Source organism: Paenibacillus sp. J31P190 (assembly GCF_059692075.1).
Genome location: NZ_JCAUAS010000012.1, coordinates 40,399 through 64,726 on the forward strand (window position 1 = coordinate 40,399; position 24,328 = coordinate 64,726).

The 24,328-nt window shown below is 44.0% G+C and carries 21 protein-coding genes, 1 riboswitch and 1 other annotated feature; of the genes, 16 read left to right on the forward strand and 5 right to left on the reverse strand.

All coding sequences use genetic code 11. From position 1 onward, the window contains the following. Positions 1-46 precede the first annotated feature (46 nt). The 4 genes from AC58U0_RS20835 to AC58U0_RS20850 all read left to right on the forward strand — a co-directional run bounded on the left by AC58U0_RS20835 (position 47) and on the right by AC58U0_RS20850 (position 4,632). Positions 47-1,456 carry an ABC transporter substrate-binding protein gene (locus AC58U0_RS20835; RefSeq protein WP_497380899.1) on the forward strand — a complete coding sequence of 470 codons (1,410 nt, stop codon included), beginning with the start codon at positions 47-49 and terminating at the stop codon, positions 1,454-1,456. Positions 1,457-1,642: 186 nt separating this feature from the next. Beyond that, complete coding sequence (locus AC58U0_RS20840; RefSeq protein WP_497380900.1) at positions 1,643-2,704, forward strand: SGNH/GDSL hydrolase family protein; 1,062 nt, start codon at positions 1,643-1,645, stop codon at positions 2,702-2,704. A gap of 12 nt (positions 2,705-2,716) precedes the next feature. After that, complete coding sequence (locus tag AC58U0_RS20845; RefSeq protein WP_497380901.1) at positions 2,717-4,273, forward strand: extracellular solute-binding protein; 1,557 nt, start codon at positions 2,717-2,719, stop codon at positions 4,271-4,273. A gap of 86 nt (positions 4,274-4,359) precedes the next feature. Next, complete coding sequence (locus AC58U0_RS20850; protein WP_497380902.1) at positions 4,360-4,632, forward strand: hypothetical protein; 273 nt, start codon at positions 4,360-4,362, stop codon at positions 4,630-4,632. 114 nt (positions 4,633-4,746) lie between these two features. On the opposite strand, the gene AC58U0_RS20855 is transcribed toward AC58U0_RS20850, so the two are convergent. Both AC58U0_RS20855 and AC58U0_RS20860 read right to left on the reverse strand, forming a co-directional pair. Beyond that, the gene (locus AC58U0_RS20855) at positions 4,747-5,052 is read right to left on the reverse strand and encodes a hypothetical protein (protein WP_497380903.1); all 306 of its coding nucleotides are present in this window, start codon (positions 5,050-5,052) and stop codon (positions 4,747-4,749) included. A 56-nt stretch (positions 5,053-5,108) separates the two neighbouring features. Continuing rightward, positions 5,109-5,402: a DUF3055 domain-containing protein gene (locus tag AC58U0_RS20860; protein WP_171646239.1), complete on the reverse strand. Its 294-nt coding sequence runs from the start codon at positions 5,400-5,402 to the stop codon at positions 5,109-5,111. A 200-nt stretch (positions 5,403-5,602) separates the two neighbouring features. Between AC58U0_RS20860 and AC58U0_RS20865 the strand changes: the two genes are divergently transcribed. Further along, positions 5,603-6,616, forward strand: coding sequence for an HRDC domain-containing protein (locus tag AC58U0_RS20865; RefSeq protein WP_497380904.1), 1,014 nt, complete (start codon positions 5,603-5,605; stop codon positions 6,614-6,616). Positions 6,617-6,673: 57 nt separating this feature from the next. Beyond that, positions 6,674-6,942: a binding site (T-box leader), on the forward strand. Positions 6,943-6,993: 51 nt separating this feature from the next. Continuing rightward, on the forward strand, positions 6,994-8,253 hold the full coding sequence (tyrS, locus tag AC58U0_RS20870) for a tyrosine--tRNA ligase (RefSeq protein WP_497380905.1): 1,260 nt from the start codon (positions 6,994-6,996) through the stop codon (positions 8,251-8,253). Between the two features lie 75 nt (positions 8,254-8,328). On the opposite strand, the gene corA is transcribed toward tyrS, so the two are convergent. Further along, positions 8,329-9,264 (reverse strand): magnesium/cobalt transporter CorA, encoded by a 936-nt coding sequence (gene corA / locus AC58U0_RS20875; RefSeq protein WP_057304829.1) that lies wholly within the window; start codon positions 9,262-9,264, stop codon positions 8,329-8,331. A 302-nt stretch (positions 9,265-9,566) separates the two neighbouring features. Further along, positions 9,567-9,794 (reverse strand): hypothetical protein, encoded by a 228-nt coding sequence (locus tag AC58U0_RS20880; RefSeq protein ID WP_497380906.1) that lies wholly within the window; start codon positions 9,792-9,794, stop codon positions 9,567-9,569. Between the two features lie 235 nt (positions 9,795-10,029). Beyond that, a riboswitch (SAM riboswitch) is annotated at positions 10,030-10,158 on the forward strand. Positions 10,159-10,269: 111 nt separating this feature from the next. Between AC58U0_RS20880 and metA the strand changes: the two genes are divergently transcribed. From metA to AC58U0_RS20930, 10 genes are all read left to right on the forward strand, one after another. Then, on the forward strand, positions 10,270-11,214 hold the full coding sequence (gene metA / locus AC58U0_RS20885) for a homoserine O-acetyltransferase MetA (protein ID WP_497380907.1): 945 nt from the start codon (positions 10,270-10,272) through the stop codon (positions 11,212-11,214). A 35-nt stretch (positions 11,215-11,249) separates the two neighbouring features. Continuing rightward, positions 11,250-12,419 (forward strand): aminotransferase class I/II-fold pyridoxal phosphate-dependent enzyme, encoded by a 1,170-nt coding sequence (locus tag AC58U0_RS20890; protein WP_060648103.1) that lies wholly within the window; start codon positions 11,250-11,252, stop codon positions 12,417-12,419. Next, a complete protein-coding gene (locus tag AC58U0_RS20895) occupies positions 12,416-13,588 on the forward strand; it encodes a trans-sulfuration enzyme family protein (protein WP_497380908.1) in 1,173 nt (390 codons plus the stop codon). Before AC58U0_RS20890 ends, AC58U0_RS20895 begins: the two co-directional genes overlap by 4 nt. 137 nt (positions 13,589-13,725) lie before the next feature. Beyond that, positions 13,726-14,862 (forward strand): cyclic dehypoxanthinyl futalosine synthase, encoded by a 1,137-nt coding sequence (gene mqnC / locus AC58U0_RS20900; RefSeq protein ID WP_497380909.1) that lies wholly within the window; start codon positions 13,726-13,728, stop codon positions 14,860-14,862. A gap of 1,487 nt (positions 14,863-16,349) precedes the next feature. Beyond that, positions 16,350-17,291, forward strand: coding sequence for a sporulation protein YtxC (gene ytxC, locus AC58U0_RS20905; protein ID WP_497380910.1), 942 nt, complete (start codon positions 16,350-16,352; stop codon positions 17,289-17,291). A 347-nt stretch (positions 17,292-17,638) separates the two neighbouring features. Beyond that, positions 17,639-19,573 (forward strand): threonine--tRNA ligase, encoded by a 1,935-nt coding sequence (gene thrS, locus AC58U0_RS20910; RefSeq protein ID WP_497380911.1) that lies wholly within the window; start codon positions 17,639-17,641, stop codon positions 19,571-19,573. A gap of 189 nt (positions 19,574-19,762) precedes the next feature. Beyond that, positions 19,763-20,416 (forward strand): 3D domain-containing protein, encoded by a 654-nt coding sequence (locus AC58U0_RS20915; protein ID WP_497380912.1) that lies wholly within the window; start codon positions 19,763-19,765, stop codon positions 20,414-20,416. 87 nt (positions 20,417-20,503) lie between these two features. Next, a complete protein-coding gene (locus tag AC58U0_RS20920) occupies positions 20,504-20,632 on the forward strand; it encodes a hypothetical protein (RefSeq protein WP_268795912.1) in 129 nt (42 codons plus the stop codon). A gap of 147 nt (positions 20,633-20,779) precedes the next feature. Next, entirely contained in the window at positions 20,780-22,303 is a 1,524-nt protein-coding gene (locus AC58U0_RS20925) for a methyl-accepting chemotaxis protein (RefSeq protein ID WP_497380913.1), read from the forward strand. A gap of 78 nt (positions 22,304-22,381) precedes the next feature. Then, the gene (locus AC58U0_RS20930) at positions 22,382-22,759 is read left to right on the forward strand and encodes a hypothetical protein (protein WP_057305109.1); all 378 of its coding nucleotides are present in this window, start codon (positions 22,382-22,384) and stop codon (positions 22,757-22,759) included. A gap of 43 nt (positions 22,760-22,802) precedes the next feature. On the opposite strand, the gene AC58U0_RS20935 is transcribed toward AC58U0_RS20930, so the two are convergent. Continuing rightward, positions 22,803-24,092, reverse strand: coding sequence for an ammonium transporter (locus tag AC58U0_RS20935; RefSeq protein WP_497380914.1), 1,290 nt, complete (start codon positions 24,090-24,092; stop codon positions 22,803-22,805). Positions 24,093-24,328 lie beyond the last annotated feature (236 nt).

The window sequence follows — 24,328 nt, forward strand, 5'->3', positions numbered from 1 at the left end:
TGATTAAACAAGTGAGAGTTAGACAGTCAGATAGTGAGGTTGCTGCATGCAAAAGAGATTAAGCCGCAAACATTTTCGGGTTCGGCTGGAAGATATGATTGTTACGCTTCGTCAAGAAATCCTGTCTGGTAAAGCGGCAATCGGCAGCTACTTGCCTTCCGAAAGTGATCTGGAAAAGCGATTCGAGCTCAGCAATGCATCCGTTCGCAACGGTCTGAAAGTTCTCGTAGAGGAAGGATTTATTGAGAAAATTCCAAGAGTAGGGAATAGGGTAATAAGTCCATCCTCCGAACAAAAGACGGTTATTAAATTTGGATATGTCCAGTCATTTGCCGGACTTGTCGAGATGGAAGAGCTGCTGGCTGAGTTTGCTAAGCAATACCCGCATATTATTGTCCATCCAATAGAGCTGCCTTCAGGCAGCTATTCCAAGTCATTGAAGCAATACATGGAAGCGGAACTCCTCGACTGCGTAATGATTAATAATAATAATTTTCAGGATTTCGTGGAAAATGACTGTACGCATTTGTTAGAGCCAATTGAACAAATGGATGATTCATATCCGTTTTTGACGGAACCGTTTCAACAAGGAGGTCACACGCTGGTTCGGCCGTTTAATTATTCGCCTGTCGTGTTGTGCTATAACAAAAAGCATTTCGAACAGTCTCAAGTTCCACTGCCGGATAGCGGTTGGGCATGGCGTGATCTTTTTACATATGGTCAGCAATTATCTGTGAAGAATGAACGGTTTGGCTTTTATTTTTATTTGCCCTCCCGTAACCGCTGGCCGATCTTTATGCTGCAGAGCGGAACAACCTTTCAGACCGACGATAGCGGAAACTACCGATTGCATGGAAGCAAGATCATAGAAAGCTTAGAAGCATGCAGAGATCTGTTGGCGATGACGGATGTATTTCCGAGAATTCTTTCGGAAAGCAACGCCGATGCGGAAGCACTTTTTCTTGAAGAAAAAGTTTCAATTATTATGACAACCTATTTTTTCTTAAATCAGCTGCGAAATTCTAACATTTCCTTTGAGGTCTCCCCTTTGCCGGCTTTGCAGGATTCGAGTACGCTGCTCATTATTAATGGACTAGCTGTTAACAGCCGGTCTTCTAACAAAGAGGCAGCAAAGCTGCTGGTCAACTTTTTGACCTCCTACGAGATTCAATTACTGCTTCGTCGCAAAACGTTGAATATTACCGCTCACCGACGTGCCATGGAGTGGGAAGGAGAGGAGTCGGGGTATCGACCGTCTAGATTTTTTTTATACAGGGAAATAGTCCCGACGTTTCGGCTAATTACGGAATTGGGCCTTACCAATTACCAATTAAAAAGTATCCAACGTGATATTATGTTATTTTTATCGGGTCTGCAAAATCCTACATCGCTTAGCACCAGATTGGAACAATTGTTGATTGAGGCTAAAGAAAGCAACATCATTCATTCCTCGTAAGGGTTTTACATAGGACACAGGTGCAGGCTCATCCAAAAGAGCTTGTACTTTTTTTATTTCCATCCCATAAAATCACAAGTTGAACCAAAGAAAACCATATTGGCTGCGCTTACATTGATGATATCATGAATATATGAGTTAGATACGAGTCAGAAATCAAGTGAAATGATAGGTGGGGTAACTAACATGCAGCATAGTGGTGTTTATTTTCACAATGTCACAGAACTTGAACAGCTGCCATACCTGCCGGGACTTCGATTGCACCGCTTTCCGAAGCAGGTTCGTCACAGCTTAACGGAGAAGGGCAGAACGAAGGCGGTGCAGTCGAACGGATGCGAGCTTCGATTTGTTACAGAAGCGAAGTATGTACAAGTGGTGATTGCTTCGCAGGATACGAACGGTAAAGTGCTGGTGTTCAAAGGCGACTTCTTCCATTCGTCTCATGAGCTGGAGGCTGGGGTTGTCACAACTATCCAGCTGGAAGAGCCTGATAGGTTTGCTCAAGTGATCCCGGAGAAACTGAACAATCGGGCGTTCACTTCTAACGTTTGGCGTATATTCTTTGAACGGTTTAGTGCTGTATTCTATGATATCAACGCATTCGGGTTTGAAGTGAGGCCACCTCATAAGCATGAGATGCCTCAGCTGACACTTCTAGCTTATGGCTCATCGATAACGCAAGGGGCAGGAGCTTCAAGCCATTACAACGGCTATATACAGCAAGCTGCCCGACGTCTAGAAATTGATGCATGTAACTTGGGACTTAGCGGATCCTGCTTTTGTGAAAAGGAGTTGTCCGATCATATTGCGGAACGAAATGACTGGGATATGGTCTATCTTGAGATCGGTGTCAACATGCGAGCGGTAGTTTCTACGGAGGAATTTGAACGACGTTCATCCTACTTACTGGACCGTATCATTGAACGGCACCCGGAGAAGCCTGTATTTTTGACCTTTATTTATCCAAATCGGGCTACGCATTTCAGTGATTATAACCATGCTTACAGCGAGGCTGAAAGACGCTATAACGAAATCTTAGCGGAATATACAGCAAATAGAAGTCACCCTTTCCTGCACTTGTTGGATAGTAGTAAGATCATGGATGATTTTACTGCGTTGACTAGTGATCTCATTCATCCTTCCGATTATGGCCATATTTTGATGGGAGAAAAGTTGGCAGGTTTCATGCTTCCAACTGTAAATAAGCTGCGAGAATCGCAAGTGAAACATGGAGTTATTTCCAAATAGGAGGAGATTGATATGAGAAAGAAGTGGCTTTTATCCATAATCAGTGCATCGTTGCTTGCCGCAACCTCAGTGGGATGCTCGCAGGCAGGGAAACAAGAAAAGGAAATCGTCGGTAAGCCAGGAGGCAAGACAGCGTTCTCGATTTCCTTCCGGTCTGGGAATATTTCCTATGCGGAAAACCATCCGAATATCAATGATGAAAAATGGGTTAAAAAGCTGGAAGAACTGACGAATACCGATCTGGATATTCGGTTAATGCCGCAAAAAGACTTCGACCAGAAGATGATCCAGATGTTCGCAATCAACGAGATTCCAGATGTTGTGCAGGCAAGCAATAGCTTGACACATCCGCAATTGGCAGGCTCTGTTCAGGCAGGGGTATTTTTACCGTTGAATGATTTGTTGGAGAAGCACGGTAAAAACCTTTTGAAAAAAATACCTAAAGAGGCATGGGATGAAGAAACCGATGCTAGCGGGAAGATCTATGGTATCCCTGAGTGGCTATCCAATCCTTCTAGAAGAGCAACTTGGATCCGTGCAGATTTGCTTGAGAAAACAGGTTTGCCTGAACCCAAAACGGTAGACGATTATCTGAATGTTATGCGTGCTTTCAAAAAAATGGGTGTAGAAAATCCATACATGGGACGCGAAGACTTCGTGTATTCCGATGCGTTCTTCGGTTCGTATGATGTTTTCGGGAACTTCTTTATGGAGCAGGGCGACCAAGTCGTTCCTAAATTTTTTAATGTGGAAAATATGCAAAAAACGATCCAAACCTATAAAACAATGGTAGATGAAGGCCTGATAAGCAAAGAGTTTGCGACAATCAATCCTACCAAGTTTAAAAACGATATTATTGCCGGGAAAGCGGGGATTTGGAACATGAACGCCAACTTGTTGCTTCAATGGGATCAACAATTGAGGGAACTCGTTCCGACAGGAAAGATGAAATTGATAGCATCCCCAACCGGATCGGACGGCAAAGGGGGACTTCGGCGTGTTGGTCATGTAGTCCGGGCTTATTTGATTAATAAAAATGCGAAAGATCCCGCAGGTATTATTAAGTTTTTCGATTGGATGGTGAGTGATGAGGCGGAAAAGTTTTTCACCTTCGGCATTAAAGGGGAAAATTACACCGAAGAAAACGGCAAAATCAACTATAAAGCGCCTGACAATGCTAAGGATGTAGATGAGGAAACCTACAGACAGGTACTGCTCTGGTTCGTTCAAGATACAACCTATAACAAAGGATCATTGAGTCTCACTCCTGAAGGTCAGAACCTGATGAAACTGTATGATACCGTTTTGGCTAAGGAAGGCCGTGGAGGTATTATGTTCGATCCCCAATTGAAAGGCTACCTGAAAAATCCGGAGATAGCGCCGACCGGAGATAAGCTTCCACCTGTTATTCTCAGTCATGTTCTGAAAATGGTCTATGGGAAAGAACCGATTTCCGATTATCCGAAAGTATTGGAAGAGTGGAAGCAAAAAGGCGGTAATGAGGTCATTAAAGAAGCTACAGAGAGGTTCAAGAAAAAAGATGGTGTTGACCTGTCGAGAAATAAGTAGATACCCTAGACCGAAACTGTGTAGAGATGGCATCTATGCAGTTTTTCTCTAGGGGCTGCTAATCATAAGATAAGCGAGGGGATAAAATGAAGTACTTACTGCGAAGTATTGAGATGCGCATAGCCTTATGCATTATGCTGCTGATGACCGTGGTTTCACCAATAGTTGAAATGGAAGCGATTTCGTCCGAGCCTGCAAACACCCAACTTTTTTATGACAGCTTTGAATATGGTAACGGCGTTGCAGTCCCGACAGCATCGCCATCCCAATGGACGCAAGAAGGTCTGAATGGAAGTCTGGTGAAGACGACAACCAGCGGCATGCATACAGGTACCTTATACAACACTAGTGAGCTTTAAACACCAAAGTAAAGAAAATTGTTGTATGCTTTGCAACTTGATGGGTTCTAATCACATCTAAAGAACAATAAACGAGCCAAACGTTTGTAATATCAAACGTTTGGCTCGCTTAATTTATTCTTGATTCATCGGTTCGTTCCGATAGTCGTCTTCCCCTGGATAGTCCCGCTTAATACCTTCATGCAGCTCACGATTTTCGTAAGAGTATTGGTTAGGCGGACGTTGATCCTCTCGCCAGGATTTACTTTTTCCAAGGGATTCGGTGTTTAGGCTTGTACCATAAGGACCATCGGGAAATTCTTCGGGAATTAAGTCGTTGCGCTGGGATTCGACAGTCTCCAAATCGGTGAAAGCGTCGCGGTATTCAGGAATGAAGCCTTTGGAATGACTGTATTTGTCGTTGGGGAACTTATCACTCATGGATAAAGCCTCCTTATCAGGTTGCTATGCTTTTTCCAGTTTCCCCCGCTGACAGCTTAAATATCCGTGAAATGAATGGATCCAATAATTTGCGACAGGAATTCATTAAGTTCTAGCGCTTGTTCTTCATTCAGTTTATACACATGCTCCAAATATCCTTCTTCAGCCAGATCATCTGGACCAATAACAGCGCTGCGTCCGGATTGCAAATCAATAACAAGCTTTTTGCCAAAATAACGGGACGTCGTCATAATTGCGAGATCAAATCGGTGCAATGCGTTGCCAACGAAACAAACGAAACGCGTTGTTGTTTCTTCCTGATGGTCGTATAAAAAGTCATAATCAGACATGAAGGCCCTCCATTCTCTTTCTAGTATGTACCCCATTATAACCGAAAAAAGCTCGTCAACAAAACATATCTTGCGCCCATCTGACAAACATGGTATGATTTGGATATTAGAAAAAGGGAAGCACCTTTTCAGCTAACAAGCTGAGGAGGTGCTTTTTCGTTTTCTGAACCTATTTTTAGCTACCGTTTGGAGGAGAAGGCATGAACATTGTATTTCTGAACACATTGGAGAAAGAAGCGGGGGATCATCGCGTTACATCGGCCCAAGTGTCGATTGGGGAAGAACAAGGCATTTGGAATGTCTATTGGAATGAGCCTGATAGTGCTGGCAAAATTCAGCAGGATCAGTGGTATCAGGGGGTAAGCTGGGATGAGATGCTGAGTGCTTTCCGTCAGGGGCTGCGGGATAAAGTTCGTTCCGGTTTCCGTCCGCTTGTTAGTACGGATTTGGAATCAGCGCAAGGACTGTCAGGCAAAGCTAGAATGACACAGATGCTGACTTACTACTGTGAAGAAAATCCAAGTGAGGAAGTGTACGAAACGCTCCGCGCTTGGAGGCGCGAACAAGCAGCCCGAGAGGGGAAAGCGCCGTATATTCTCGCCACGAACCGTGTCCTTCGCATGATCTCTGTCTTCCTGCCTCAGAGCAAGGAAGAGCTGCAGCAAATTCCTGGCTTCGGCGAGCAGAAGACGACCATGTACGCGGCGGATGTGCTGGGTCTCACCGCTGAGTGTACACGTTCGAATGGCTTTCCTTTAGATTGGGTAGCTAAAAGTGTAGACACAGTGAAGTTTGAGGCTTGGCTTCACGCTCAGAAGGAGCAAAAACTGCGTTCCGAGCTTGACCGTGAGGTTAGCAAGCGCAAACTTCTTGAGATTGTTGCTGGCGGAGGAAGCTTGGCAGATTTACAAGCAGTGCTAACCATGCCGCGCAGGGAACTGCTGCTTTGGGTGGAGGATTTGGAGCGAGAGGGATACGATATGGATCCGCTTGTAGAAGCGGAGCTTGCTTCGATCCCGGAAGACGAGCAAATCAAAGCCTGGAACGCCTTTGAATCGGAAGGTGACCGCTACCTGAAGCCAGTACTGCAGCGCATTATCGGCACGGAGGAGCTCAAAGGCAAAGAACTTGACCGCGCCTATGAGTGGCTGCGCTTGCTTCGTTTGCGCTTCCGCAGGGAGAAGGAAAGGTTTGCTTCTCAAGCTGCGAGCTAGTTTGTGTTGACTTTGGTTGGGATTATATGGTTAAATGGTCAATAATCTAAAATATCAATTAAAGCGATGACGAACACGGGCTATGCCCGAAGTAGGAGAAATGCCGCTGCTGCAGAGAGTCGGTGTAGGGTGCAAACCGACGCAAGTATGGCTCCGAATTACAGTTCTGAGTTGGTTAAGGGAACATGCTCGACAGGGCATCAGTAGCTTTTACCCGGCATTCATTTGTCGTTATGAATCTAAGTGAAAGAGAAATTTGCGAATGAGAGCGCGAATCCTTCTCTTTAATTAGGGTGGTACCGCGAGACAACCTTCTCGTCCCTTTGTGGACGCGCAGGTTGTCTTTTTTTGTATTTATCAGAATGAGGAGGTTAACTATGTTGATATGGGATCAGCTTACTGAAGTACAGCAGCAAGAAGTGGAACGCCAACTGCTTATCATAAAACGAGGTGCTGCCGAAATCGTGCCTGAGGAAGCACTCAAGCTAAAGATCATGCACGCCGTGGCTACAGGAAAGCCGTTAAAAGTGAAGCTTGGCTTAGATCCATCTGCGCCCGATATTCACATTGGTCACACCGTTGTTTTGCAGAAGCTGCGCCAATTTCAAGATTTGGGACATGAGGTTCAACTGATTATAGGAGATTTCACAGGACGCATCGGGGATCCAACCGGAAAGTCAGAGACACGCAAACAGCTGTCAGAGGAAGATGTTAAGCACAATGCGCAAACGTATCAGACGCAATTATCCAAAATTTTAGATTTGGCCAAGACCACCTTCTACTACAACTCATCTTGGCTTGGAGCGCTTAAATTCGATGATGTACTGAAGCTAGCAGGGAAAGTAACGATTGCACGCATGCTGGAACGGGACGATTTTGCAAAAAGATACGCGGCTAATCAGCCCATTCACGTTCATGAGTTTTTCTACCCTTTAATGCAGGGCTATGATTCAGTCTCTCTTGAAAGTGACATTGAGCTAGGTGGAACCGATCAAACCTTTAATATTTTGATGGGCCGAACGCTTCAAAGTGCTTATGAGATTAAAGATGGACAGATAGCGATTCTGATGCCGCTGCTCGAAGGCTTGGACGGTGTTCAAAAAATGAGCAAAAGCTTGCGAAATTACATTGGCATCGATGAGCTTCCTAACGAAATCTTCGGCAAAACGATGTCGATTCCGGATTCGCTCATGACCAAATACTACGAATTAACAACGACCATCTCGAATGATTCGCTGAATGATCTCAAACGAGGGCTAGAAGCAGGTGCCATCCATCCGAGAGATGCCAAGATGAAGCTGGCTAAGGAATATGTGCACATGTATCATGGTGCGCAGGCGGCAGAAGAGGCAGAGCAGCATTTCATCACTGTATTCCAAAAGCGAGCTTTGCCCGAAGACATCGAAGAAATGACACTAAGCATCAGCCAGTTGGAAGAAGGTCAAATCTCCATCATTAAGCTTCTTGTTTCACTCGAGCTGCAAGCCTCTAATGGGGAAGCAAGACGCAGTGTGGAACAAGGGGCAGTGAAGATCAATGAACAGAAGATCATGCAAATTCATGAACAAATAACCCCAAAGGATGGGGATATTATTCAGGTGGGGAAACGGAAATTCGTTAAAATTAAGTTGATTTAAACGTAATGAAAAGGGCTCCTTGATAGCAGCATTCTGCTCCAAGAAGCCCTCTCTCTTTCCACGATCATAAAGTATCTATAGCCATTCTTTTTTACGAAATAATACATACATGCCTATGCCCAATGCACCCATGAACGCCAACACAATTTCATCGCCATGAGCCACATGAAGCCCGAGAATGTTATCAAAATTCATTCCGAATACGCCGGTAATGAACGTCAAAGGCATGAAGATCGTCGAAGTTGCTGTGAAAACGCGCATGATTTCATTCGCTCGGTTAGCGACGCTAGACTGATAGGCTTCTCGTAAGTTACCCATGAGATCGCGCAGCGTATCAAACGTATCCACGATCTTTACGGCATTTTCATAAATGTCTCCGAAATATTTTTGCAGCTGATGGTCAATCAGTCTAAGCTCTTTCTTGCCAAGTGTTCCAATGACATCGCGCTGAGGAACCAGCACTTTTTTGAGCCATAGAATCTCTGAACGAAGACCGATAATTTCATTCAAATGCGACTTCTTCGTTGCCACCAGGATGTCTTCTTCCAGCTTTTCAATCTTGGCCTCGATACGGTCACCGACCGCCACATAATTATCGACGACAAGATCGACCAGATGGTATAGGAAACGATCGGCGCTGTTTACTTCCTCTTCCCAGAGAAAAGGTTTCAAAGCTCGAAGTTCATTAATTTTTTGTCTAGTAACGGTAATAATGACATGTTTGCTTAGAAATAGATTAAGTGCGCGAAGGAAAATTTCTTCATCATCAAATCGAATACTATTAATAACGATAAAATAATGGGAATCGTAGAACTCAATTTTGGGACGTTGTTCCTCTTCGCTTAAGCAATCCTCCACGGCCAAATCATGAAGATGGAACAAAGGTTGAAGGATCTCTAAGTCCTCTACCCCTGCATCAATCCAATAAAAGCCTCTTTCTGGAGGTGTTAGGGCGACAGTCACGTCATCAACCAACGTAAAAATGCCATTCTGAACCCACCGTGTTTTCATCTGATCCACCCCTTTGAATGGAATCAGCCGGTTAGTTCATCATTTAGAGCAAGGCTCCGGATGAAGGAATAACCGACTGCATTCCTACACTATTAAATTGTTTAAGATCCTTGCAGGTTCTACTCCTCGGTTCTCCGTCCAAACGTATGCCCTCCTTTTTAGTCCGTGTCGAATACTTGTCTAGTATAACCCTTCATATATCACGTTTCAAGCCATAAAAGTTTGCAGAAAACTGGTAAAGTGTTGTTAAGATAAAGTATGGGAATAACGCTCAGTCGGTGTCAAAAAAATAGCCGCCATGCTTACATGGCGGCATTTAAAATTTTGTTTTTAATTTCTTTGTAAATCTCAATTAATTCAGGATCACTGCGCTGCAGCAATTCTTCCTCACTGTTTGCACCGTAGATACGGCATAACAGGGCTGCAGCATCCTCTGCTTGCTGAATGGTTGGTTTTGTGGTTTCAATCAGAGTGAAAAATCGGTTTAATGAAGCAAAAGCGGAGAAGTTATCGATCGTTTGGGTTGACATAGGTGACCTCTTTTCATGAGATATGATTTATTAGTAAAGTTTTGTTATATATATTAGTGTTTTAATATCATATAACCCGTTTTTAAGATGGCTTAAACATTATTATTTGAGACATTTTGTATCAACCGTATCCTAAGGGGACAAACCGCTGCAAATTCTTTCGCTTGACAAGTGTTTCATGCCTTGACTTTGGGTGAATTTATAGTATGATAATTTTAATCGCATACGTTACATTTTCTTATCAAGAGTAGGTGGAGGGACTAGCCCTATGACACCCGGCAACCGACAAACCTTTGCAAGCAAAGGGACGCACGGTGCTAATTCTTGCGGAAACGCTGTTTAAAGCGAATCTGGGAGATAAGAGAAGGACATTGACTTTGCTTTTCCATGGCCTTTCTCTGATTCCAGAGAAGGTCATTTTTGCATTTATTACCCATTTTCACCCATTTAAAACTTATGAAGAGGAGTGAACAGGATGCCGATCAAGATTCCTGACAACCTGCCTGCCAAAGAAATTTTAAACCAAGAGAACATCTTCACCATGGACGAATCTGTCGCGTATCACCAGGATATACGTCCACTTCGGATTGCTTTATTGAATTTGATGCCGACCAAAGAAACGACGGAAACGCAGCTGCTGCGCTTAATCGGGAATACGCCATTGCAGGTGGAATTCGTGCTTCTGCATCCTAAAACTCATACTTCTAAGAACACTTCCGTCGAGCATTTGGAAATGTTTTATAAAACATTTGACGATATTAAAGATGAAAAGCTGGATGGCATGATAATCACAGGTGCTCCTGTCGAACAGATGGAATTCGAAGATGTGAATTACTGGGAGGAATTGACGCAAATCCTGAATTGGAGCAAGCACAACGTCACCTCTACCTTGCATATTTGCTGGGCAGCTCAAGCTGGCTTGTATCACCATTTCGGTGTGCGAAAGTTTGCGCTCGAGAATAAAATGTTCGGCGTATTTCCTCATACCGTTCAGGTACCGAATACCAAGCTGCTGCGCGGCTTTGATGAAGTCTTTCATGTACCGCAATCGCGTCATACGGATATTCGTCGTGAAGACATTGAACAATGTCCGGATTTGGAGATTTTATCGGAATCTGAGGAATCTGGTGTTTATATCGCTGCAACGAGAGATGGGAAGCATATTTTCGTAACAGGACATTCGGAATATGATGCTTGTTCATTAAAATGGGAGTACGATCGGGATGTGAGTAAAGGGCTTTCAATTGATATCCCCAAAAATTATTACCCGAATAACGACCCGAGTAGACAGCCTTATAATACTTGGAGAGCGCATGCAAATCTCCTGTTCTCTAATTGGTTGAATTACTATGTCTATCAAGAAACGCCATTTGAACTGAATGCTAACATCAACGAAAGCTTGGCAAGCTCGCAATTGTAATTCGAACCCATAACCCTGAGGAGGAACTCCCTTTGTTGAAAATCGAAAGTCGTCTCGCCCAAATTGGCTCTATTGAAGAACCCGTTACTGGAGCTATCAGCTTCCCAGTCTACCAAGCTACTGCGTTCCGTCATCCGAAGCTTGGGCAAAGTACAGGATTCGACTATGCACGTACGAAAAGCCCGACACGCAAGGTGCTCGAAGATGCTATTGCTCAGCTGGAGTCAGGAGATGCGGGCTTTGCATGTTCCTCAGGAATGGCTGCGTTGCAGACTATTTTTGCATATTTCAGTCAAGGAGATCATCTGATTGTTTCCTTGGATTTATATGGCGGTACCTACCGTCTGCTTGAGAAAATCATGTCGCGCTTTGGTGTGACCGCTACGTATGTAGACACGAACGATTTAGATGGATTGGAAGCGGCTTACCAGTCAAATACCAAAGGGCTTGTCATTGAGACACCGACGAATCCGCTGATGATGATTACAGACCTTGAGCTTGTGTGTACATGGGCTCGTAAGAAAGGTATCGTATCGATTGTCGATAACACCTTACTAACGCCGTATCTTCAACGTCCAATTGAGCTTGGTGCTGATATCGTCATTCATAGCGCGACCAAGTACCTCGGCGGTCATAATGACGTGCTCGCTGGTCTCATCGTGACCAAGGGCAAAGAGCTCTCCGAGCAGATGGCTTTCCTGCATAACTCCATTGGTGCCGTGCTTGGACCGCAAGACAGCTGGCTCCTTATGAGGGGAATGAAGACGCTTGCGCTGCGCATGGAGCGTCATGAGCAGAATGCAACGGCAATCGCTAAGTTCCTATTGGAACACCCGCTGATCGGTGAAGTTTACTACCCAGCACTTGAAACCCACCCTGGTTATGCGATTCAGAACAAGCAGTCGAGTGGAAACACAGGTATTTTCTCCTTTAAAGTAACGGATGCGAGACTAATTGAACCGATTCTTCGTCATATCGAGCTCATTGCTTTCGCCGAAAGCCTAGGCGGTGTCGAATCACTTATGACCTATCCGGCTGTACAAACACATGCGGATATTCCGCTTGAAATTCGTCAGCAAATCGGTGTAGATGACCGTCTTTTACGCTTCTCTGTGGGCATAGAGCATATTGATGATCTGATTGCGGATCTTTCGAATGCCCTCAGTAAGGCGCAAGCCGAATTGGAAGGAGATTCGCTATCATGAGCCATCCACAAGATGACAAACGTAAGCCGCATGGCAAATTTGCAACGAAGCTCATTCATTTCGGTGGAGAGATCGATGAAGCAACAGGGGCATCCAGTGTGCCTCTGTATCAAGCCTCAACCTTTCATCAAGCCGACTTAGAAGTCTCACCGGAGTATGACTATACCCGTTCCGGCAATCCAACCCGTCAAGCCTTGGAAGACTATATTGCATTACTCGAAGGCGGTACACGCGGATTTGCTTTTGCCTCGGGTATGGCAGCTATTTCATCAGCCTTCATGCTATTATCGCAGGGTGATCATGTCATTTGTACCGAAGATGTTTATGGTGGTACTTATCGCCTGCTGACAACGATTATGAATCGTATGGGCGTTGAGTCGACATTCGTTGACATGACTGATATCGCTCAAGTACGTGCAGCACAGCGATCTAACACAAGAGCCGTATTTATCGAGACACCTTCGAATCCGACACTCCGAATTACAGACATCGCCGAAGTCGCTGCTTTTGCTAAAGAGCATGATTTGCTTACGATGCTGGATAATACGTTCATGACCCCATACCATCAGCGGCCAATCGAGCTGGGTATTGATATTGTGCTGCATAGCGCAACGAAGTTCCTAGGCGGACACAGTGACGTTCTGGCTGGGCTGGCTGTAGTTGCTAACGATAGTCTAGGCCGCAGAATGAAACAAATCCAGAATGGCATGGGGAACGTACTCGGCATTCAAGATTCTTGGTTGTTGATCCGTGGGATGAAAACGTTGCGGGCTCGTATGGAAATGTCCGAAACTAGTGCCCGGAGACTGGCAAATTGGCTTTCAGAGCAGCCTGATATTGATGTTGTTTACTACCCGGGACTTCCGAACCACCCTCGTAGAGACGTTCATGAAAAGCAGTCTTTAGGCTATGGAGCGGTTGTTTCGTTCGATGTTGGTTCCGGCGAGAAAGCGAAAAAGCTATTAAGCAAAGTGCGTATTCCTCTCGTTGCGGTAAGCTTGGGCGCAGTGGAGAGCATCTTGTCCTATCCGGCGATGATGTCGCATGCCTCGATGCCGAAGGAAGTTCGCTTACAGCGCGGCATTACGGACGGTCTTGTGCGGTATTCGGTAGGTCTTGAAGATATCGAAGACATTATTGAAGATTTGGAACAAGCCCTCCGCGGTTAGACCTCCATGAATTCGAAAATTAGTCATATTTGAAATGGAATACGCCTTGGTAAAAGCAGCATATTGCTGCTTTTTTGGCATGAATATGGTACGATGAGTGGATACAAGCCTTCAGAAAGTAAAGGAGTGGGTAGCCTATGAAACCGATTGATCGCATTTTATATAAAGCACAGTCAGGCGGACGAATTGATGTAGAGGAATGTATTACGCTGTTCGAATCCGATCAAATAGAGAAGATTGGCGACACCGCTAATCAGATTATGAAGAAATGGCATCCCGATCCCGTAACGACCTTCGTCATTGGGCGGAATATTAACTATACGAATATTTGCGATGTATATTGCAGATTTTGCGCGTTTTACCGGCCACCCGGTTCATCAGAAGGTTACGTCTTGCCGGATGAAACCATTTTCCAGAAGATCCAAGAGACTCTGGATGTAGATGGGACCGAAATCCTCATGCAGGGCGGCACAAATCCGAACCTTCCATTCAGTTATTACACGAATATCCTTCGAGAAATTAAGAAGCGTTTTGATATTACGATGCATTCTTTCTCGCCAGCTGAAATTATGAAAATGAAAGATGTTTCAGATGGTTTATCTTTAGAGGAAGTCGTTCGTCAATTGCACGAAGCCGGACTCGATTCTTTGCCAGGTGGCGGAGCAGAAATTCTGGATGATCGCACGAGACGCAAAATTAGTAAGCTAAAAGGGTCATGGCGCGATTGGATGGACGTTATGCAAACCGCTCACAAAATTGGTATGCATACAACGGGTACCATGGTTATCGGTTTTGGTGAATCCATGGAAGAGCGCGCGCTTCATATGCTGCGTATCCGTGATGCGCAAGATGATGTTCTGTTCCAGAAGCTCAATACACCAGGCTTCCTAGCTTTTATTCCGTGGACATTCCAACCGGATAATACGAATATGAAGGCAGAGAAAGTCACGCCTGAGGAGTATTTGAAGACGTTGGCGATTAGCCGAATTATGCTCGACAACATTCCTAACTTCCAATCGTCGTGGGTGACGATGGGACCTGAAGTGGGCAAACAAACGCTGAGCTACGGCTGCAACGACTTTGGAAGTACGATGATTGAGGAGAATGTAGTCTCCGCGGCGGGTACAACGCACAAGGTCAACGTTAACTCCACGCTGCGAATCATTCGCGAAGCAGGTAAAATTCCAGCTCAGCGGAATACGAAATACCAAACATTGCGTGTGTTTGATGACGAATCGCTAGTTATTGATAAAGATTTCGTGATGCAAAACTAATAATGTAATTTGGAGAGCAGCTGCGCGGCTGCTCTCTTTTTTACTGCCGCTCCTTTTACCAAGTAGCCAAACAATAATTGTTCATCACCTGTGAACATATTCTCTTATATCTGTTTACCAAACTCAACACGTACCGGCATCACCAGATTTTAGCGGAACGTAGAAGCTTTATTTTGCTCAAAACCGCGTAATTCACGTTTTCGCGGAACGAGGAGCCTCTATTTCCCGCTTTCGAGGTGTAAAAACACGTAAAACGGCAAAATAGGGTTCCTACGTTCCGCATACGGGTCCCGTATCGACATAATCATCGAAATAACGGCCCCTCGTTCCCCGCGATCCTCAGATTTGCAGCCTAAATGTTCGAAATCACTCCACAGAGTTTCGCTTTCAAGTTTTAAGGTTATAGATTCTACAATTGATCCTCAGACGTCGAATGAGGTGACGCCCTGTCATCAAGCGGAGAGGGAGCAAGTCGAACGGATCATTCGTGAATACAGGCGGCTCGAGAGGATCAAACGGTTAGAAATCCGTCAACGGAGAGAGCTGAGCCTACTTGTGACCAACATCGAGATGAGTGGTCAACCTGGACGTCTAAGGAGCCTTATTCGGAAACAGTGACAGGTGCCAGATACTCGAAATTAACGAGTACTGCTTGGATTCGAATTGCTACGTCAGTGGCAGGAGCGGTGGTGACGGGAATTGCGTTTGGATTCTTTGTTCTTTCAAATTTTACTTGAACAAGTTATGAAAAAATTAATGTTATTTTCATGTTTTTTTCTGAAAAAGGAGTACAATTGAAGTAGTTCACAATTTAGACAAAAACGATAGGAAGTGATTCTTGTGAAACTATTCAAAAATTTTCTTCAAGGATTTTTTTATGCTTTTGTCTCCATTGGTGCACTTCCGTTCTTACTTATCAGAAGTATTTTTGAGTCATACTTAGGATAATATCTACAAAAAAGCCTCCAACTTGGAGGCTTTTTCTTTTGCGACTAGATGCTTTAGTTTGCTTCCTTAAGCGGAGCCGTATGAATGATCGTTTAATTTTTACCTGTCATTTTGGCTGTATACAGCGATTGATCAGCGCCAGAGAATAAGGTTTCTTTACTAGTTCCCGGTCGATACTCACTCAGTCCAATTTAAATGGTCACGGATTGTCCGTTTAATTCCTCATATTTAGATTGAGAAATTTTTCAGCGAATACGTTCCAATATTTCGAATACTTCTTCGGTAGCTTTCTCCGTAAAGATGATAATAATTTTTGACCGTTGAAAGCTAAAAGAGAGAAATGAAAATAGGGAGGAAAAAGTAGAGTGGTGCCATTTTAACATCATGATTGAAATAAAATATCTGCGGGATTGGAATATATGAACGAAAGAATTGACAAAAAATTAATGAATGGAAATGGCAAATTGTTCGTTGTATATCTGATTCCTATCGACCATATACTCTTAGGAGGAGGACGTATTGATGAAAGGAGTTAGTCTATGGAACTGTTTGCCATTGTTGTAATGAATGCCGATGAGGCCTATGTACGTTCGCTAAGCGCTCAGATAGAACGTGAGCTGCAGCTTTTACATATCGCTGAAAGTGGAGTAACTGCCCCATTTGATCTACATGATACACATGCGTACATTCGAATAGAAGTGAGGATGAATGAAAGAGAAATATCTTCTGTTCACAAAGAACTAAGGGAAGGACTGGCTGTCATTTTGGCTGATCATATCATCGCAGAGAAGGAATCGCTTATCTTGCGTGATTTGATTGTTAAAGAATTTAAATATGAAGCCATAGATGATTTGGAAGCCATTGAAGGGTACTGCAAGCAATCCATGTGTGCGGAGGCGGTCATTGAGGAATTGCCTATTTTGAATGGCAGCTCAGCAAGACAACGCCGCAAACAAATGTTATCGGAGCAGCTCGTGCAAACTCTGGAGGAAACCCCTCGGTTAAGCTTAGATGGCTTCCTTAAATTTCGCTTACAGGATTATACGGAGGAGCTGCGAGAGATAGCTGAGTATGCCATTGATGAATTCATGATGGATCGCCAGTATCAAGAATTTATTTCTCTGTTGCAGTACTTTGTTTATATTCAGGAAGCCAAGATCCCCGTTGCTCATCTTATACATAAAGGCGGGCATGAGTTTGTCATCCTGAATGATCAGCTTGAACTCATAGACGCGAATGAATTCGATACAACCTTTAAGCTGGAAGTACTTGAAAAAGATATTAATTTCGAGGACATGATTGTTAGCACACTCATTACGGTATCTCCGGCAAATATCTACATCCATACACGAGATCCCGAATTAACGATCATCAAGACGATTAGACAAATATTTGAAGATCGAACAACGGTCTGCTCCTATTGTCGAACTTGTGACATCTTCTTGGGTGAAGCCAAGAAACAAGATCAACTGTCCCCTTGACCTTGAGCGAAGAGGCAATTATAATAATGATCGAAGGCGTTAATATCAAAGACATGAACTTTCTGTAAGAACTGCTCAGAGAGAGGAGACTCGGCTGCAATCTCCTTCAGCTATTCAGATCGTTTACCCCTTTGTAGCCGTGTTGTGGAATTCGACCTGACTTGCAGGATCGTTAGTATACAATACCGGAGTCATTCCCGTTACCGAATGCTGATGAGGATTCGCCTTACCCCTGTGGGCATGCAGCGAATCGAACTAGGGTGGAACCACGAGCTGAGCGCACTCGTCCCTTTTGGGATGCAGTGTGCTTTTTTGCGTTCAAAAATGAACCTATAGGAGGAACAAAAATGGTTGTACAAGTGAAATTACCAGATGGCGCGGTTAGAGAGTACGCAGTTGGAACGACCATTGAGCAAGTGGCGGAATCCATTTCATCCGGACTGAAGAAAAATGCGATTGGCGGCAAAGTTAACGGGAAATCTGTGGATCTGTCATTCTCTTTGGAAAATGATGCAGATGTAGAAATTCTAACGCTCGATAGCGAAGCGGGATTAGAGATGTATCGTCACAGCACAGCGCACTTGATGGCTCAGGCGATCAAACGCATTTATGGTGAAAAAGCGGTTAAATTAGGGATTGGACCTGTCATTGAAGACGGATTTTACTATGATATCGATTTGGAAACACCGCTTAATCCTGAAGATTTGGTGAAAATCGAGAAGGAAATGGAACGTATTTCCGGTGAGAACCTGGCGATTACTCGCCGCGTTGTTTCCCGTGAGGAAGCGATTCGCATTTTCACTGAAATGGAAGATCCGTTTAAGCTGGAATTGATTCGTGATCTGCCGGAAGACTCGGTACTTACGATCTATGACCAAGGCGAATTCTTTGATTTATGCCGCGGACCGCATCTTCCATCAACTGGCCGAATCAAAGCGTTCAAATTATTGAGCGTTGCTGGTGCTTACTGGCGTGGAGATGCGAAGAACAAAATGCTGCAACGTATTTATGGTACTGCTTTCCCTAAGAAAGCGCAGTTGGATGAGCATTTGCATCTATTGGAAGAAGCGAAGAAACGCGATCACCGTAAGCTGGGCAGAGAGCTTAAAATGTTTGCTTTTTCACGTGAGGTTGGGCAAGGATTACCGCTTTGGCTGCCAAACGGTGCTAAATTGAGACGTACAATGGAACGTTATATTGTTGACCTGGAAGAGCGTTTGGGTTACCAACACGTTTACACGCCAGTTCTCGCTAATGTTGAGTTGTACAAAACATCCGGCCACTGGGATCATTACAGCGAGGATATGTTCCCGAAAATGGTGATGGACAACGAGGAGCTTGTTCTACGTCCAATGAACTGTCCACATCACATGATGGTTTATAAAAGCGATATGCGCAGCTACCGCGATCTGCCGATCCGGATTGCTGAGCTTGGAACTATGCACCGTTATGAAATGTCTGGTGCTTTAACGGGTCTACACCGTGTTCGTGCCATGACACTGAATGACGCTCATATTTTCTGCCGTTTGGATCAAATTAAAGAAGAGTTCTCCCGCGTTGTGAACCTGATTCGTCAGGTTTATGCGGATTTCGGAATTACAGACTACCGTTTCCGTCTTTCCTATCGGGATCCTAAGGATACAGAAAAGTATTTCCAAGATGATCAAATGTGGGAAACTTCCCAACGCATGTTGCGTGAGGTTGTTGAAGAGCTAGGACTTGATTTCTACGAGGCTGAAGGTGAAGCTGCCTTCTATGGTCCTAAACTTGACGTTCAAATCAAAACAGCACTCAAGAAAGAAGAAACACTTTCAACAGCGCAAATTGATTTCTTGCTCCCTGAGCGCTTCCAGCTTGAATACACAGGTGAAGATGGTCAAAAACATCGCCCAGTCGTTATTCATAGAGGGATTATCAGTACTATGGAGCGTATGACAGCCTTCTTGCTTGAGAATTTCGCTGGTGCGCTGCCAACTTGGTTAATGCCTATCCAAGCCAAAGTCATTCCGGTATCTCCGGCATTCGAAGAATTCTCGAATCTCGTGACTGAGCGTCTACGGGAAGCTGGCATTCGTGTTGAGGCAGATAATCGTAATGAGAAGCTGGGATATAAGATTAGAGAAGCGCAGCTGGAGAAGATTCCTTATATGCTAGTTGTCGGTGAAAACGAAGTGAAGAGCGAAAGCTTATCGATTCGAAAACGTGGTCAAGGGGATCTAGGTACCCATCCGATTGAACAAGTGATTGGCATGATTAATGAGGAAATAAGCAAGAAGCTTTAAGACTTATAACCTATAAATGAAGCAGAGAAGATATTCTTCTCTGCTTTTTTTTGTTTTCAAATTCAGTTATTTGGGTATGTATAGGGGAGCGTGAATAGGACACCTTAAACAGTGAGTCTGCATCCGGAGGTTTAAAGGTGGTAGGTATTGGACAACCTGCAATAGTAGGGGAGGTATTAAAAAATAGTAATGTTAACCAATTTTTTGACTCAGTCTAAATGGTTTAGTGCGTCGATCATCGTTGTTCTGATGGCACTTTTCGGACAAGAGACGACGGGCAAAAGTGACCAAAGCTACACGACGGCAAACTCCGTCACCCATATACAAGATCAGCAACCAAAGGTTATTCCGGCTAAAACGGCACCTGCTTCACTGCCGGTTGCGCAAGAAAACCTGCAACAAATCAATTATCGTTATGTTCCAAAGTTAGACTCAGATTTGTCCAAGCTCAAGGCAGTCGAAGTGACAGCCACCGGTTATTTTGCAGGGAAGGAATCAACAGGGAAAAATCCGGATCATCCTGAGTACGGGATCACGTATTCAGGTATTAAAGTAAAGCGGGATGATAAATCTTTATCAACGATCGCAGCAGACACGAACGTTTTTCCGCTTGGAACTGTCTTGTTTATTCCTGGTTATGGCTACGGCGTTGTTGCAGATACAGGCAGCGCAATTAAAGGTAAGAAAATTGATCTGTATTTCGATACAAAGGATCAGGTTTATAAAGAATGGGGCAAGAAGACGGTTAAAGTATTTATTGTCAAAGAAGGGCATGGGAAAGTAACTGAACTCATCTGGAATCAACTAAAGGATGAGATCATCGCACCTACCAAATCGCTATAATGAAAAATTAGCTTTTCAATAAGCCGCACATTTCCATCATAAAATCTCCTGTTTGGGAAATCCTAATCTTACAGGAGGTGATTGAACATGGCTAAGAACAAGAATAACAAGAATAGAAATTTGAGTTCGAATGTAGCTCAAGACGTAGAATTTGCTGCGGAAACATCAGCAACCAACAAACAGCAACAAACGAATACTCAAAACCAAAACAAATAATGAAATATCAATAAGTTTAAAGTGATGGAAGAACAGAGATCTGAAAAGGTCTCTGTTTTTTTTTTATTTCTTTTCAACATCTCCTATTTTCGATATAATGTAACAAAAACTAACATTAGGTTCCTTTTGGGAGGAGTTCCATTGCTTATGCGCGCAGAAATGAAACACAAAGCTTGGTTATATGCTCTTATTCTCATTGGTATTACAGTAAGTGTAATCGAGTTATTTACTTCCTCTCGATGGTTTACGGCTGCAAGTTTGGCTGTTTTTTTGTTTATAGGTATAGTTTCTTGGCTTAGTTCCAGATCATTAAGGTCATCTAATAGCCACGATAATAACGGTCAACAAGAGCAATTCCGAACGTTTATACAAGAATCTCAGGTTGTAGCGGATAGATTAGCAGCTGCTGTTGAGGAAGTGAATCGTTCGATCGGACATCTTTTGCAAATAGCCGATGCTTCAATTCAAGGGGAAGAGGATCTGAAGATTCGAAGTAATCAAGCCGTTGGACAGTTGCAGGAAGCATTCGCTGCGATTCAGCAGGTAGCGGCTGCAGCAGACCAAATTCTAGATTCGTCCTTACATATGCATCAAGAGAGTGAGCAAACCAAAGATACGGTGGTCGATGTATGCCGGTCACTGAATGCCACGGATGAAGTTATGAATGATCTACATATTAATAATGATACCATGCAGAAGAAGATTCAGGATTTGACAGGACATACATCAAAGATAGAAGAAATCAATACCTTTATTGCGGAAGTGGTTTCTCAAACCTCGCTGCTCGCGCTTAATGCATCCATTGAAGCGGCCAGAGCGGGTGAGCATGGACGAGGCTTTTCTGTGGTCGCACAGGAAATTAAGAAGCTGGCCACACAAAGTCACGAAGCGGTTACGAAATCTTCCGAACTATTGGCATCAATCGAGAGCGGTGTTTCACAAGTCGTGACAGCAGTTGCTGAAGAGAAAGCATCCGTCGCTCATGGGATAGCTGAGATGAAAATAATAAAAGACAAGATCGATACGATCTTCGCGTTGATTCTGAATGTTAATAGTCTTGTATCGAGTACAACAAGCTCCACTCAGACTCAGTCCTCGCTTGTCTCAGGTACAAGAACATCCCTGGGTCAAGTTGTTGATTTGATGAATGAGACGATGTCTAGTGTGGAGATTACCTTGGATCAAATGAAAAAGCAGCGCCATGAAGTTTCGATGCTGCAGCATATCAACCAAAATCTAGATCGTTCCTCTAAGGAACTGATAGAGGCGATACAAGCAGTAGGTATGCAAAATAAAGAAGGTACGATTCATGTAAATATCCAGGAAATGAAGCAAGTACTTAGCTCACTTGTGCTAATACCTGACATAACTTCATTGCTTGATACTAAGCATGCTTCCCATTTAGGCACTATTTTGCAGAAAACGGCCGGAATTGAAGCCATCTGGTCTAACCGCGCGGATGGAACCTTCATCTATTCGATGCCTGAGGCAGGGTTAGTTAATGCAAAGGGCAGAGAGTGGTGGAAGCGTGCAATGGGGGGAGAACTGTTCGTTTCTCCGGAATACGTGTCAGCTATTACCAAAAAACCATGTATCACGATGTCAAAAGCAATAATAGATGACACAGGAACCCCTGTTGGTGTTGTAGGAATTGATTTAATATTGAAATAAAGGTTCTCAAATCGACTATTTTGGTGTAAAATAAGATTACTGTTATAAATCTTGACACGGGGAGATAGGTGAGTGATCATGCTGAATGCTTTGCGATTGGACGGAAAACCTCAAAAAACACCAAGGAAAGCTGCAGAGGTACTTCCTTTCTTGGAAGCTTACATTGTCCGCAAGGAACAGCAGGTCCTGGATATTGAGCAGGTAGTAGAGCGCTACGAAATCAAAAGAATGAAAGAAGAGCGCGCTTATCAGACCATGTCATCATTTCGCCGCATGTTTTCTGGTAAGAAACCTGATCATCATCTTGCAGTCGAATATATCCACTATGTGAAGAAACCCATGGAGCAAGTTAGGAAGCTAAGAGCTGAAATTGCCCATGCGAGACAAATTATGAATGAATCCAAACCAGGCGATGTGATCTCAGTACCGGATGAGATTGAAGAGCTGCTTTCTTAATACAAACAAAAAAACCTTCCATTTGGAAGGTTTTTTATTGTTGTCATTGGCCTTTCTTTAGTTGTTCTAAGTCCAGAAATCCATCCTCTTGGCTGTAAGCTGGAACACCGTGGATACCGACGTCTAATCCGACTAATTCCTCATCTCTGCTAACTCGAAGCGGAACGATAAGTTGAATTAGCTTCATACAACCCCAAGTAATAACGAATCCCCATATACAAACGGTAACAAGCCCTAAAGCTTGAACTCCTAGTAGGCTGAAGCCGCCGCCATAGAATAAACCAGCAGTACCTTCCCGGATGGCGTCAGGTTGCGCGAATAATCCTACAGCGAGAGTCCCGATGCTGCCGCTGATACCATGAACTGGAAAGGCACCGACGGGATCATCAATCCGTCTAGCTTCTAGCATTTCTGTTGCATAAACCATGGCGATTCCGCAAATAGCTCCGATCAAAATGGCGGCAGCATCACTAACGAAAGCACAGCCTGCGGTAATGCCAACGAGCCCTGCAAGAGCGCCGTTGATAACCATAGGGGGATCGGCTTTACGGTAACGCATCATGGTGAATAGGATGCACGTTGCGCTGCCCGCTGCTGCCGCCAGCATGGTGGTTACTGCAATGTGACCGATCGAAGTGTTGGTGGCACTTAGTGTGCTTCCTGAGTTAAAGCCGAACCAACCGAACCAAAGGATAAATGCGCCTACTGAGGCAAGCGGCAAATTAGACGGCGGTACAATGTTAGCCGTGCCGCTAGTGGAAAATTTGCCAATCCGCGGACCAATGATCATAGCTGCGGCAAGAGCAGAGAAGCCGCCAAGTGCGTGAATGACAGCTGAACCTGCGAAATCAACCATGCCTAATTTGCCGAGCCATCCATTGACGGCCCAAACCCAGTGGCCAGCAATAGGGTAAATTAAACCAGTCATTGCGATGGTGTATAGAATGTAAGCACGGAAGTTGATGCGTTCGGCTACTGCGCCAGATACGATCGAGATCACAGCGATAACAAAAGCGCACTGGAATAGCCAATAAGTCTCATGTGAGATATTTAAAACGATATGTGTTAAATCTCCTCCCATGAAGAAGCCAGTAGTTCCAATTAGTCCGGAAACATCTTTCCCGTACATAAGAGCGAAGCCGAATAAGTAAAAAATAAGTGCTCCGAAAGAGATATCAACAAATACTTTCATGATGATACTTACCGCATTTTTTTGTCTGACGAAACCAGCCTCCAATAAAGCGAAGCCGCCTTCCATCAATAGAATCATGGCAGCTGTCAGAACCACCCATATGGTATCTAGGCCGCTAGAAAGCTGTTGGATTGCATCCATAATCTGATCTCTCCTTATGTTTGAGGAATTCTTTGCACCAATTATACGGTTCTGATGATAAGCATGTCAACGAAATACGTAAGAATACATAACATATGATGGCTATTGTTCGTTTTTAAAATAATTGATGTCAGTTATTCATTTATTTTTGATTAAAACTCAGTCTCTAGACCGAGGAAACCATCAATCTCTCGTCTCTTTTCATTCATGGCTGTATCTTATAAACTAGAGGTATC

What these genes read in the sequence shown, in the direction of transcription:
- AC58U0_RS20835 (WP_497380899.1), top strand. Translation starts at nt 47, where the DNA reads ATGCAAAAGAGATTAAGCCGCAAACATTTTCGGGTTCGGCTGGAAGAT.
- AC58U0_RS20840 (WP_497380900.1), top strand. Translation starts at nt 1,643, where the DNA reads ATGCAGCATAGTGGTGTTTATTTTCACAATGTCACAGAACTTGAACAG.
- AC58U0_RS20845 (WP_497380901.1), top strand. Translation starts at nt 2,717, where the DNA reads ATGAGAAAGAAGTGGCTTTTATCCATAATCAGTGCATCGTTGCTTGCC.
- AC58U0_RS20850 (WP_497380902.1), top strand. Translation starts at nt 4,360, where the DNA reads ATGAAGTACTTACTGCGAAGTATTGAGATGCGCATAGCCTTATGCATT.
- AC58U0_RS20855 (WP_497380903.1), bottom strand. Translation starts at nt 5,052, where the DNA reads ATGAGTGATAAGTTCCCCAACGACAAATACAGTCATTCCAAAGGCTTC.
- AC58U0_RS20860 (WP_171646239.1), bottom strand. Translation starts at nt 5,402, where the DNA reads ATGTCTGATTATGACTTTTTATACGACCATCAGGAAGAAACAACAACG.
- AC58U0_RS20865 (WP_497380904.1), top strand. Translation starts at nt 5,603, where the DNA reads ATGAACATTGTATTTCTGAACACATTGGAGAAAGAAGCGGGGGATCAT.
- tyrS (WP_497380905.1), top strand. Translation starts at nt 6,994, where the DNA reads ATGTTGATATGGGATCAGCTTACTGAAGTACAGCAGCAAGAAGTGGAA.
- corA (WP_057304829.1), bottom strand. Translation starts at nt 9,264, where the DNA reads ATGAAAACACGGTGGGTTCAGAATGGCATTTTTACGTTGGTTGATGAC.
- AC58U0_RS20880 (WP_497380906.1), bottom strand. Translation starts at nt 9,794, where the DNA reads ATGTCAACCCAAACGATCGATAACTTCTCCGCTTTTGCTTCATTAAAC.
- metA (WP_497380907.1), top strand. Translation starts at nt 10,270, where the DNA reads ATGCCGATCAAGATTCCTGACAACCTGCCTGCCAAAGAAATTTTAAAC.
- AC58U0_RS20895 (WP_497380908.1), top strand. Translation starts at nt 12,416, where the DNA reads ATGAGCCATCCACAAGATGACAAACGTAAGCCGCATGGCAAATTTGCA.
- mqnC (WP_497380909.1), top strand. Translation starts at nt 13,726, where the DNA reads ATGAAACCGATTGATCGCATTTTATATAAAGCACAGTCAGGCGGACGA.
- ytxC (WP_497380910.1), top strand. Translation starts at nt 16,350, where the DNA reads ATGGAACTGTTTGCCATTGTTGTAATGAATGCCGATGAGGCCTATGTA.
- thrS (WP_497380911.1), top strand. Translation starts at nt 17,639, where the DNA reads ATGGTTGTACAAGTGAAATTACCAGATGGCGCGGTTAGAGAGTACGCA.
- AC58U0_RS20915 (WP_497380912.1), top strand. Translation starts at nt 19,763, where the DNA reads ATGTTAACCAATTTTTTGACTCAGTCTAAATGGTTTAGTGCGTCGATC.
- AC58U0_RS20920 (WP_268795912.1), top strand. Translation starts at nt 20,504, where the DNA reads ATGGCTAAGAACAAGAATAACAAGAATAGAAATTTGAGTTCGAATGTA.
- AC58U0_RS20925 (WP_497380913.1), top strand. Translation starts at nt 20,780, where the DNA reads ATGCGCGCAGAAATGAAACACAAAGCTTGGTTATATGCTCTTATTCTC.
- AC58U0_RS20930 (WP_057305109.1), top strand. Translation starts at nt 22,382, where the DNA reads ATGCTGAATGCTTTGCGATTGGACGGAAAACCTCAAAAAACACCAAGG.
- AC58U0_RS20935 (WP_497380914.1), bottom strand. Translation starts at nt 24,092, where the DNA reads ATGGATGCAATCCAACAGCTTTCTAGCGGCCTAGATACCATATGGGTG.